This is a genomic window from Clostridium sp. (assembly GCF_036643715.1).
GTDB lineage: Bacteria > Bacillota > Clostridia > Clostridiales > Clostridiaceae > Clostridium.
The window spans coordinates 78,478-89,978 of the sequence record NZ_JAVXRL010000005.1; the positions used below are offsets into that span (position 1 = coordinate 78,478).

Sequence of the window (11,501 nt, forward strand, 5' to 3'; positions counted from 1 at the left end):
AAATTTAAATAATAATGATAAATAAAAAGGAATTTTAAAACATTAGTGTAATTTAATACTAAAGGAAGGTGATGATTTTATGGCAAAAGAATTAGTGTATGAATATAAAGATAAGTTTGAAATAGATTCTAATAAAGTTAGAAAAGAGGAGTTAGAAACTCTTTTAGATTTTAGAAAGAAAACAGACGCATTTGTTTTACGTAAATATTATTTAGGAAATATAGAAGAAGAGTTTATAAATATAGAGGGGTCTTATAATCTTATTGAAACTTATAAAAGAATTGAAGCAAAGGTGTGTAAGGTAGATATAATAGAACGCCTTGGAAATGTAAGATACATTGGTAAGTCAGAAGAAAGCGATAATATTATCTTTAATATAAATAATGAGTATAGAGCAGAATGTATTTATAATGCAAGAAATGATTTTTTTCAAGGTTTATTTGAAATAGATAAATTTATAAATTTTTGTTTTAAAGCAAGGTTAGATGATTTAATAAGTTATAACATCAAATATTTAATGGAAGAGTTTCCAGATAAGGAAAGGCAATATAGGCTTATTAAAGAAAGGGATAGATGGTGTATTAGAAGTGTAACTTCATCAAATAAGTATAAAAATTACGATAATAAGCTTGTACTGTATATGTCACTTTATATACTACATAAATTAGGTGTAGAAAAAGATATTAATTTTAAAGTTTCTGAGTATTATTTAAGTGACTCAAGTATGAGATTGTTTTTTGAAGAAAGGAAGGAATATATATTAGATGATACTAATACATTAAATTTTGGACTCCTTATAAAAAATAGTGAAATAAAAAATGAAAGTTTTACTGTGGATTTATATTATAAAATAATTAATAAAGAAAATAAGGACGTAGGATTTATTGGAATTCATGATTTTAAAGAAAAACTTTTTTCAGTTAAACATAATATAAGTGAAACAAGTTTAATAAGTAAATTTAATAACATTTTAGATATAGAAAAGTATAAAAATGAAGTATTAGCATATATAGATGATATTATAAATGCAGATGAGTTAACTGATGTAATATTAGATAGAATAGTTAATGAAGTTGTTAAAGTTAAAAACAAGTTTACGCTAGAAACTAGGGAAGAGATAAGAAAGTTAAAAGATCAACAATTTGCAGAGAGGTCTATTAAATTAATGGACGCTTTAAACAAAATAAATATGTTAGATTTAGAAATTGATGAAAAAATTTATCTTCAATATATATATGATAAAGCTATAACTGATACTACAAAAGGAAGACGAAGATAATAGAAAAACTAGCTAGTATAACTAGCTAGTTTTTAAATGTGGATTATTTGTTATCTTTAGAACCATCTTTATTTAGTCCACATGGAACCCAAGGATAATCAGGACTTGATTCATCACAAGGATTTGATGGATCTACTTTCTTTTCTTCATTATCTACAATCTTATCATAGACATCATCGTTTTTTAAATTCTTTTTATCTACCATAATAACATCTCCTATCATAAGTTTTCTCAATCACTTTATGATTACATTATATATTAAGTAATAATAATTATCAATAGATAAATTGTAAAAATAATATGTATTTTATTAATCTGCTTGCTTAGTTTTTGCTATAACAATTTCTCTTATACATACATCTTGTGGTTGATTATAAGCAAATTCAACGCAATTTGCAATTTGATTTGGATCTAAGCCACTTTCAATTGTGTTTTTCCATTCATTATAATCATTTTTAATTGTATCATTAGTAGTATGACTTAATAATGGAGTTTCAACTACTCCAGGAGCTATTACTATTAATCTAACATTAGAGTCAGAAACTTCTTTTCGTATATTTTCTGTTATTGCATGAACTGCAAACTTTGTACCACAGTATACAGCATGATTATCAAAGGTCTTTCTTCCTGCGATTGAACTAATATTTATTATTGTTCCTTCATTTCTTTTTTTCATATCCTTTAATACTACATTAGTTCCGGTAAGAATTCCCTTTACATTTACATCAATCATGTCACTCCATTCATTGTAAGCTTGAGTATCTGGATGTCCTAAGAGCATTATTCCAGCACAATTTATTAAGCAATCTACTTTGCCAAATTTTTCTTCAGCTTCTTTTATGGCCTCTTTTACTTTATCAAAATCAGTTACGTCAACTGATTTGCATAATGAGTTATTCAGGTTTAAAGCTTCCATTTCTTTAAGTCTTCTTGATAATAATAGAACTGGATGGCCATTTTCTGAAAGCCTTTTTGCAATTGATTTACCTATTCCTGAACTTGCGCCTGTTATTACAACTAATTTTTTCATTTTTATTCTCCTCGTTTCTATATGATATAATTTATATTGTGATTATACATATAAATTTATACAAATATAAGTAAGCACTATTTTGTTACTTAGTTAAGTAAAGGTAACTAAAGAGGAAAAAATTACGGAGGATACTTATGAAAAAAAAGCTTGTTACATGTGAAATGGAAGTAACTATAGATGTTATTGGAGGTAAATGGAAGCCTATAATTTTATATATGCTAATTGAAGAAGGAACAAAACGTTTTGGAGAACTTAAATCATTTATTAAAAATATATCTCAAAAAACTTTGACAACTCAGCTTAGAGAACTTGAGAGTGATGGATTAATCGTTAGAGTTGCATATCCAACTGTGCCGCCTAAAGTGGAATACTCTATAACTGAAAAGGGGAAAACTTTATATCCAATATTAGAAGCTATGTGTGCTTGGGGTGAAGAACATTCGGAAAACTATGAGCTTATGAAAAAACTTTGTGAGTAAAATAATTTGTTGTAACCATATAATACTTTCTAGAATAAACTAAAGATATTAGTAAAGTCGGAGGATGATATGGTTAATGAATTATTTAATGTAGAGAAAATGAAGTTTATAGATAAATTTTTTAAATATATAACTTATGATGAAATTAAAGGGAATAATAAATATTTGATCCTAGACCTTAGGACAATGAAAGAATTTAATGAAAAACATTTAGAAGATAGCATAAATTTTCCTTTATTAAGTGATTCTATATCTATAAAACTTGAAGGTATGTTTTTAAATAGAACATATTTTACTACAGCTATAAAAGGATTATTTTATATAATGCCTAGATTATCTTATATTAGAAAGGAAATTAAAAGGTATGAAGAAAATGGTATTGTTGTTTTAGGTTGCAGGCATGCAAGAATACGTAGTAGATCAATTGCAATGTTTGTAAATGTATTTGGAGCTAAAACATTAGTGCTAAAAGGTGGAGTTACACCTTTAGTAAATAGTGAGAAGTTATAGGACTAAAAATTTAATTATATTAATGGTTTATTAACTAAATAAGAGCAGTTTATATGAAATATTAATATTATAAATTGATTTGTTGAAGTTAATGATAAAGATATTATTAATAAAAAATATAGAAATAATACATTGTAAATTATTATTAAAAAAGTTATTTTATATAACTTTTTTTATTTTTGACTTTTTTTGCTATAGTATTATAATTTTTCTTATAATGAAAAATTGAGGATACAGTATTGGATTATTGAAAATGTTTAAATATGTCGTGTTAGAAAATTAAAAAGTGAAAGAAGGAGTGAGATGAAAGGAAAAAATAAAAAAATAGTATTTAGCGTTATAGCATTATCACTATGGATCATTATGGTTACAGTCCTTTTGATTATAGCGCCATCTTTAACTAATTTAGTTAGTACAAAAGGTGGGATTAAGCTACCTAATGGATATTCAGATAGAATAGGAGAAGAACTTAGAAATAATCTCAAGTTCAACAGTAATAATACTTATTTAGCTGTATTCCATTCTGATAATGAACTAACAAAAGAAAATAAAGAGAATATAAACAAAACAATAAATAACATATCAGAAAATAAAAAAAGTATACATGTTACAAATATATTAGATAACTTTAATAATCCACAATTAGATTCTCAATTAATTTCAAAAGATAATAAGACAATTATAGCAATGTTAACAGTAGATCCAAGTGGAGCGACAACAAAAGAGATAAAAGATGGGATAGAGAGTAAGTTAAAAACAGATGGTGTAAGTACATATCTAACAGGGGATAAACCTATAGAGTCAGATGTAAATTTAGCTGCACAAAGAGGATTAAATAAAACAGAAGGCATAACAATTGTATTTATACTTATTGTTTTAATAATTCTATTTAAATCTGTAGTAACTCCATTTATTCCATTACTTACAGTTGGAATGAGTTATCTCTCATCACAATCAATAGTAGCGATATTAGCTAATAAGTATAATTTTCCCCTTTCTAACTATACTCAAATATTTATGATATGCATATTATTTGGTATTGGAACGGACTACTCAATTCTAATATTAGATAGATTTAAGGAAGAACTTGCAAGTGGAGAAGACAAATATACAGCGACTATGAATACATTTAAGACTGCTGGTAAAACTGTACTATTCAGTGCTACACCTGTATTTGTAGTTTTTGCTTCATTAAATTTTATATCTTTTAATCTTTATAGAAGTGCAGTAGCAGTAGCAATTGGAATTGTATTTTTAGTTTTAGGGCTATTTACAATAGTGCCTGCATTAATGATGATTTTAGGTAAGAATATATTTTGGCCAGTGAAAAGTAAAATAAAAGTGCAAGAGAATAAACTATGGGGAAAGTTAGGTACATTTGCTTTTGAAAGAAGAAATCTTACACTAGCTATAATAGGAGTAATAACAATAGTTCCAATTTTACTTAATAATTGGGGTGAATCTTTCAATAACTTAAATGAAATAGGCGATAACTATCCATCTAAAAAAGGATTTGATATTGTATCAGATAGCTTTGGGATTGGCAAAGTTTCACCTATAACAATATATATTGAAAATGATGATAATTTAAGAGAACCAGAATATGTAGCGCTAGTTGAAAAAATATCAAGCAATTTAAAAGCAGATAGTAACATCCAATCAGTTATGAGTGTTTCAAGACCAGTTGGAAATAGACTAGATCAAATATATGAAAATTATCAAGCGGGTCAAGTATCAAAGGGGGTAAACAAAGCTACAGATGGATTAAATGAAATAAAAAATGGATTAAATAGTGCAAACGATAAAATTCAAGGTTCTAAATCAAAATTAAATGTAGCTGAAAAAGATACAACTAAGTTACAAGATGGAACAGAACAAACACAGGGAGGAGTATTACAGCTACAAAAGGCGTTAGAAGAATTGAACAATAGTATTAATTTAGAACATACAGGAGCAAGTGAATTAAAGGCTGGAGTTGTAAGTGCTAAAAACAAATTGAATGAATTAAAAATAGGACAGGAAGAACTTCAAAATGGATATTCAGAAGTCGGAGAAGACTTGAATAAAATAGCAGCTCAATTAAATGAAATGAACACTGTTAAAAATGATTTAATAAAAGTTGATGAGAAAAAATTAAAAGCATTGATTGGAGTAACTAAGTCAGATGCTGAAAGATTTATTAAAGCCCATCCAGAGTTAATTAATGATAAAGAATTCCAAACATTTTTACAAGATATAGAAAATTTAAATAAAAATATTAAGTCTTTAGATATAGATGGAATTAATCAAAAATATGATGAGATAAAAACTTATATAGTAAAGTTAAATGAATTAAATAGTGATATTAACTTACTAGCTAAGTCAATGAATGAACTAAATTCAAAATCAAAAGAAATAACGGGTGGATTAACAGAGTTTAATGAAGGACTTTCTCAAGTAGAATGTGGTTTAGATTCATTAAATAATGGGCTTGATAAATCATTAAATGGTGGAAATGAAATATCAGGAAAAATTCCGGAAATTTCAGATGCATTAAAGAAGATAGCATCAGGACAAGGTCAAATAAAAAATGGATTTAATGAATTTAAGGGTCAAGTAAATGAACTTGGGAAAGGATTAAGTACAGGAGCTTCAGGGATTGGAGAAATTGAAAATGGAATTAAATATGCAAATGGATATATTAATGATTGGGCTAATCTTTCTTATACTTTCTCTGGAATATCTATTCCTATGGAAATATATAAAAATAAAGATTTTAATGATGCTTTAAATCAATATATTACACCAGATGGAAAGCTTACAACAATACAAGTAATGATAAATGAAAATCCATATTCTGATGCAGCTGTTGATGAAATTCCAAAAATTAAAAATATCGTTAAGTATAGTGTAGAAGGAACAAAGCTTGAAAATGCTAATATTGGAGTTGGAGGAATTGCAAGTACAACATACCAAACTAAGGTTATGGCAAAAACAGATTATAATAAAGCATTAATATTTGTTGTTGTTGGAGTATTTATGGTACTAGTTGTGATTTTAAAATCACTTGTTATGCCAACATATTTAGTAGCATCACTTGTATTAACTTATTTTACTTCTTTAAGTTTAGTACAAATTGTTGTTCAAAAGATAATGGGATATCCAGGTATTTCATGGATAACATCTTTCTTTGGATTTGTAGTGCTGATGGCACTTGGTATAGATTATTCTATATTTATAATGACAAGATTTAATCAGTATGACGATGCAGATATAAAAGACCGTATGATTAAAACTATGAAGATAATTGGTGGAGTTATAATGTCTGCTGTAATTATTTTAAGTGGTACATTTGCTGCACTTATTCCATCAGGAGTACTTTCCCTTGTTGAAATTGCTATGGTTGTTCTAACAGGGATAATTCTTTATGTTGCTGTTATATTACCATTATTTATTCCAGCGATGGTTAGAATATTTGGTGACTATAATTGGTGGCCATTTAAGGATATAAAGAAAGAAATTAAGAAGGTTAAGGATTTAAAGAAAAAGGATGATGAAAGAATAAATAAATAATATTCTTCATAAAAACAACAAAAAAATATTGTACTGTAAAGGTACAATATTTTTTTGTTATAAGGGAGAATAATAAAATGAAACTTAGTAAAATAAGCAATTATTTGAGTAACATAGGAATAGTTTTAGCAATATATAGTATGTATAAGATTTATATTACTAAAAAATCATTACCACCAGGTGCATGTCCAATAGAAAATTATAATTATCTATTATATTTAACTATAGCAATAATTATATTATCTTTAATTATTGCAATTATTTCAGAAAAAATAGAGAAGAATAGTGAATAATTGTTGTGAAAGTGACTAATTTAAGTATGATAATGTGTTACAATATAAGAACAATAGATGATATATGAAGCTGTGGAGGTAAATATGGCTATAAATAAAAGTACAAATGATAGATTTAACTACAATAAAGCACAAAAAACTAATAAAAATTTTATGTATAAGGATTTAAGAAGAGCAAATTGCTATAATAGTGATTTTTCAGGATCAAACTTTAACTACGCAAGTTTTAGAGGAGCTCATTTTAAGTCATGTGATTTCTTTGAATGTTCATTTGAATGGGCTGAGTTTATTGCAAGTAACTTAAAAAAGAGTAAATTCAAAAAAACTACTTTCAAAGACGTAGTATTTGAAGCAGTAAATATAGATGGTGCTGATTTTACTGGAGCAAAATTTGAAAATGTTATATTTTTAGATACAGATATAAGTAAAGCTGTAAATTTAAAATTTAAAGATGATCAAGTTACTATTTTAGAAGAAATGCCTGCATTAGAAATTAGTGAAAAGCTTGAAAGTGCTATAAAACTTGCTATGACAAATGATTTTATTAAGAAATCAAGAGTACTTGATACTAAAGATGGAGACATAAATGCTATAAGTGTAATGAGATTATTAGAAAACTTCAAAGAAAAAGCTTTAATAGAGGGGTTAAATATTGCTTATGACAGAATAGATAAAGACTTCTGTACTTTAAGTTATATAATAAAATCTTTAGAAAGATATGCTAAAGAAGGCCTTCTTTAAAAAATAGAATATAAATAATATAGTAATAGAATAGGGTGAGCTTAATAGCTCACCCTATAATTTATATGTTTTTTTATATTTTTTTATAAAATATAATGATACAAATAGTGTAGCAAGTTCTGCAAAAGGTACTATTGTCCATAATCCATCTATTTTAAATATAGGAGGGAATATGAAAGCACCAAGTAGTACAAATATAAAAGCTCTCAAAAAAGAAATAAGTGAAGATATCTTTCCGTTAGAAAGAGCAGTAAATAATCCTGAAGTAAATACATTTATACCAACAAATAAAAATGCAAAAGAGAAAATGTATAATCCTTTAAGTGATAAGTCAAAAACTTCACTAGATGATGATACAAAGATACTAACTATATTTGGTGCAAAGGCTATTGATGCAGCAAACACAAATAATGATGAAACAATTAGAAAAATCTTTGAGTATTTAAATGTTTCCTTTACTTTAGCTACATTATCCGCACCATAATTGTAACTAATTAGGGGAGATACTCCAGCTGAGAATCCTAAATATGTTGATATTAATAAAAAGTGAGCATATAAAATTATAGTAAGTGCTGCAACTCCATTTTCACCTGCATATTTAAGTGCTATCATATTAAAAAGTAAAGTAGTTATACCTGTTGATAATTCAGTTACCATTTCAGATGAACCATTAATTAAAACATTTCTTAGTATTTTGAAATTCAAAGAAGGTTTCCTAAATTTAAGAGTTGATTTTTTTGTAAAGAAATAAAATAATCCTAAAAGTGCAGAAATTAAAGCACCAAGTCCTGTAGCTAAGGCAGCACCTAAAATTCCCATATTTAAAGTTTTAATAAAGTAATAATCTAGTATAATGTTAAGAACCCCACCTATGATTGATATAAACAAACTAAAATTAAAATCTCCATCTGTCCTTATATAAAATTCCAGCATAGATTTAATAACGAATACTGAAGAAAATAGTGCAATTATACCACCATATGAAACCGCATATGGAATTAGCTTTGAAGTTGCACCAAGCATTATAGAAATATCCTCTATAAATATGAAAGCTAGTACACCTAAAACTGAGCTAACTAAAAATGCAATAGTCATAAGCATTGAAAATATTTTATTAGCTTCCTCACCTTTCTTCTCACCAAGTTTTATTGAGATTATAGCACTTCCACCTGTGCCAAACATTACAGCTATTCCAAATATTAAATTTATAATAGGGAGAACTATATTTATACTAGCTAATGCATCAGACCCAACAAGTTTAGAAACAAATATGCCATCTATTATTGTATAAAGAGAAATAAAAACCATAGATATTATAGCGGGCATTATAAATTTTATAAATTGCCAAAATGAAAATTTTCTTGTAAAAGTATTTTCCATAATATACAAACATCCTTTCTTTTGATATCATTAGATTATTATAATGTGTACAGTAACTATACAGTCAAGAAAAATAGGAGAATTAAATATGAAAAAATATAATGGATTGACAATAAGTGAGTTTGCAAAATTATGTAATACTAATAGAAAGACTTTAATATTTTACGATAATATAAATATATTTAAGCCTGCGTATAAAGATGAAAAGGGATATAGATTTTATAATATAAAACAATATGATGCCTTTAGTATATTAGTAGATCTTAGAGAGATTGGGGTATCGCTTGAAGAAATAAAGAAATATTTAGATAATAAAAGTCCTAATAAATATTTGGAGTTATTAGACAAAGAAAAAGAAAAAACTTTAGAAAAGATAAGTAAATTAAATAAAATATATAAGACTGTGGAGAATAAAATTAATACAACTGAAGTTGGAATTGGTGCTATAGATAAATTAGAGCCGTATATAAAAGAGGTTCAGGAAGAATATTATGTGAAGCTTGATGTAGAGGATAGTTCTAATGAAGGAATAATGTTAAGTGTAATAGATCTAATAAAAGAGTCTGTAAATGATGAAATATATTGTGGCTACAATATAGGGGTTATGGTAAGTAGAGATAACATTATTAGGGGAGAGTACTCTAATATAACTAAGATTACAATGAGAGTTGATAGGAAGCTTAGTAAGAGTAACTTAATAATTAAAGAGAGTGGAACTTATGCAATTATAAATCATAAAGGAAATTATGAAGATACTTATAATTCATACGAAAAACTTTTGAAATATATTAAAGATAATGGATATAAGATAGTAAGTGATTCTTACGAGAATAGTTTACTTGAGATGTTCGCCTTAGAAAATGAAGAAGAGTATTTGACTGAAATATGTATAAAGGTAGAAAAGTAAAAATTTTACAGTTATGTACAATAAGTAGAGCTTGGAATCCGGCGAAAGACAACCAAGCTCTACAAGTAATTAGCACTTACGTACCAACTGCTCATTTAATATAACACGATACAGAAAAATAGTCAACATAATAATTATAAAAATATTTTAAATGCTTCATTCTGTATTTTATGTATAAAATACTGTATATCATGTAACTAATATTGTATTTGGAATATATAGGTTATATAATTTAACTAAGCTAGCATTTAAGTTATAGCAAAACATCGATGGAGAGAGAAAATGATCAATATTGGAATATGTGATGATGATAAAAATATTATAAAAAAAATGAAAGACTGTATTAATGATTATAAGAAAAGTGATTTTAGTATAACTGCATATAATAGTGGTGAAGAACTTATAAAAGAGAAAAAGAAGTTTCATGTTTTATTTCTAGATATTGATATGTCAGGAATAAATGGTATTGACACTGCTAAAATAATTAGAAGTTATGATAAAGATGTAAAAATAATTTATGTAACTAGTTTTACAGATTACGTAAACCTAGCTTTCCAGGTTCACGCATTTGGTTACTTAAATAAACCAATAAAAAAAGAAGAAATATATAATCAAATAAATGAAGTAATTGCTTATACTAGTCCTAAAGAAGAAGAGATGATTGAATTCTTAACTGATGAAGGTAGAATCAGAATAAGAACAACTGAAATATATTACTTTGAGTATAATAATAGAAAAGTTAATATTAAAACAAAAAATAAACAATATAAAATCAAAGAGAAGATAACTGATATTGCTAAAGTTATGAAAAAATATGGTTTTGAAATGCCTCATAAAAGTTTTACAGTTAATCTTTTTCACGTGAAATACGTAAAGGGATATGATATATGTATGATGGATGGGAGCAGTATTCCCCTTTCACAAAAGAAGTCAGTAGAATTTAGAGAAGAGTTAAATAAATATTTAGAAAAATGCATTTAACTTAAAGAAGAGGAATTGATAAATTTATGATAAATAATTCAATTACGGTAATCGGAAACATATTATCACTATTTTTAGGTATGTTTTCTACATACATTATAGTTGATTTTATGGTTACATTATAATAAATTTATTTATATTGTAGCATATGGAATGTTTACTTTAGCTTTATTTATAAGCACTATATTTTCAAATGGAATAGTAAATTTAATAATTACTATTGTTGGAACATTACTTATTGGACATTTTTTATACAACAATAAAAAAATATATATATTATACTACAGTATTTTTATAATTATGCTTTATTCATTTAAAATTATTGTAAGCACAGTATTCAACATAG

Annotated in this window: 11 protein-coding genes and 1 pseudogene; 9 read left to right on the forward strand and 3 right to left on the reverse strand. The window is 26.2% G+C overall.

Features of this window, described 5'->3' with window-relative positions; translation table 11 throughout:
- Positions 1 to 79 precede the first annotated feature (79 nt).
- Complete coding sequence (locus RSF37_RS03035) at positions 80 to 1,279, forward strand: hypothetical protein (protein ID WP_332562912.1); 1,200 nt, start codon at positions 80 to 82, stop codon at positions 1,277 to 1,279.
- 43 nt (positions 1,280 to 1,322) lie between these two features.
- On the opposite strand, the gene RSF37_RS03040 is transcribed toward RSF37_RS03035, so the two are convergent.
- Positions 1,323 to 1,484, reverse strand: a complete 162-nt coding sequence (locus tag RSF37_RS03040; RefSeq protein WP_332562913.1) for a hypothetical protein — start codon at positions 1,482 to 1,484, stop codon at positions 1,323 to 1,325.
- A gap of 105 nt (positions 1,485 to 1,589) precedes the next feature.
- Positions 1,590 to 2,309 carry an SDR family oxidoreductase gene (locus RSF37_RS03045; protein ID WP_332562914.1) on the reverse strand — a complete coding sequence of 240 codons (720 nt, stop codon included), beginning with the start codon at positions 2,307 to 2,309 and terminating at the stop codon, positions 1,590 to 1,592.
- Between the two features lie 137 nt (positions 2,310 to 2,446).
- Here RSF37_RS03045 and RSF37_RS03050 point away from each other — a divergent pair, with 137 nt between their 5' ends.
- The 5 genes from RSF37_RS03050 to RSF37_RS03070 all read left to right on the forward strand — a co-directional run bounded on the left by RSF37_RS03050 (position 2,447) and on the right by RSF37_RS03070 (position 7,887).
- Positions 2,447 to 2,791: a winged helix-turn-helix transcriptional regulator gene (locus RSF37_RS03050; protein WP_332562915.1), complete on the forward strand. Its 345-nt coding sequence runs from the start codon at positions 2,447 to 2,449 to the stop codon at positions 2,789 to 2,791.
- Between the two features lie 69 nt (positions 2,792 to 2,860).
- Positions 2,861 to 3,301 (forward strand): rhodanese-like domain-containing protein, encoded by a 441-nt coding sequence (locus tag RSF37_RS03055; RefSeq protein ID WP_332562916.1) that lies wholly within the window; start codon positions 2,861 to 2,863, stop codon positions 3,299 to 3,301.
- 303 nt (positions 3,302 to 3,604) lie between these two features.
- Entirely contained in the window at positions 3,605 to 6,853 is a 3,249-nt protein-coding gene (locus RSF37_RS03060) for an MMPL family transporter (RefSeq protein WP_332562917.1), read from the forward strand.
- Positions 6,854 to 6,930: 77 nt separating this feature from the next.
- Positions 6,931 to 7,146, forward strand: coding sequence for a hypothetical protein (locus RSF37_RS03065; RefSeq protein ID WP_332562918.1), 216 nt, complete (start codon positions 6,931 to 6,933; stop codon positions 7,144 to 7,146).
- A gap of 84 nt (positions 7,147 to 7,230) precedes the next feature.
- A complete protein-coding gene (locus RSF37_RS03070; RefSeq protein ID WP_442878494.1) occupies positions 7,231 to 7,887 on the forward strand; it encodes a pentapeptide repeat-containing protein in 657 nt (218 codons plus the stop codon).
- A 54-nt stretch (positions 7,888 to 7,941) separates the two neighbouring features.
- Here RSF37_RS03070 and RSF37_RS03075 read toward each other — a convergent pair whose 3' ends face one another.
- On the reverse strand, positions 7,942 to 9,267 hold the full coding sequence (locus tag RSF37_RS03075) for an MATE family efflux transporter (protein WP_332562919.1): 1,326 nt from the start codon (positions 9,265 to 9,267) through the stop codon (positions 7,942 to 7,944).
- Between the two features lie 88 nt (positions 9,268 to 9,355).
- On the opposite strand from RSF37_RS03075, the gene RSF37_RS03080 reads away from it, so the two are divergent.
- From RSF37_RS03080 to RSF37_RS03090, 3 genes and pseudogenes are all read left to right on the forward strand, one after another.
- The gene (locus RSF37_RS03080; protein WP_332562920.1) at positions 9,356 to 10,174 is read left to right on the forward strand and encodes a MerR family transcriptional regulator; all 819 of its coding nucleotides are present in this window, start codon (positions 9,356 to 9,358) and stop codon (positions 10,172 to 10,174) included.
- A 282-nt stretch (positions 10,175 to 10,456) separates the two neighbouring features.
- Complete coding sequence (locus tag RSF37_RS03085) at positions 10,457 to 11,155, forward strand: LytR/AlgR family response regulator transcription factor (RefSeq protein ID WP_332562921.1); 699 nt, start codon at positions 10,457 to 10,459, stop codon at positions 11,153 to 11,155.
- Between the two features lie 153 nt (positions 11,156 to 11,308).
- Positions 11,309 to 11,501, forward strand: a pseudogene (locus tag RSF37_RS03090) (sensor histidine kinase); the annotation flags it as partial.